The sequence below is a fragment of the Pseudoalteromonas sp. S3776 genome (genome assembly GCF_005886915.1).
GTDB lineage: Bacteria > Pseudomonadota > Gammaproteobacteria > Enterobacterales > Alteromonadaceae > Pseudoalteromonas.
The window spans coordinates 1-394 of the sequence record NZ_PNCU01000205.1 but is presented as its reverse complement, the minus strand read 5'-3'; the positions used below and the strand labels follow the sequence as shown (position 1 = coordinate 394).

Below are 394 nucleotides of genomic sequence, written 5' to 3'. Positions count from 1 at the left end.
ATACATTGAAAGGAAGCTATGAAGATCAGCATAATCTTCGGGAACTATGTAAGTAGTCCCTACATGTACCTTCTCAAAGGGAGAATTAACGACTAGCTCCGTTGCATCATGAATTGCAGTCCCTGATTCAGATTTTGCCGAACCGAAAAGTTCGACTTTATCGACGCCTCCAACTCCCTCGAGCTTGGCTCCCTCTCTGAGTTCCAGTACTTTGGAGGTAGGATTATCCTTGTCGCCTTTAATTGCCAAAGGAGTCTCACGGGTAACGAAGTAGAGGCTGTTTGCAAGTGGCGACGGGAGCTCTGTCCCACCTACCATGATTCGATCCAGCTGAACATCTGAATTTATGGCAAGGGCATCAATAAAGTGACCTAAATTCCAGTTGTTGCCTTTA

General features: G+C 45.7%; 1 protein-coding gene. It reads right to left on the bottom strand.

The annotated features are described in order from the left end of the window. Nucleotides 1-394 (bottom strand): hypothetical protein (locus tag CWC16_RS20020; protein WP_171037715.1); only part of this gene is annotated, 394 nt, incomplete at both ends.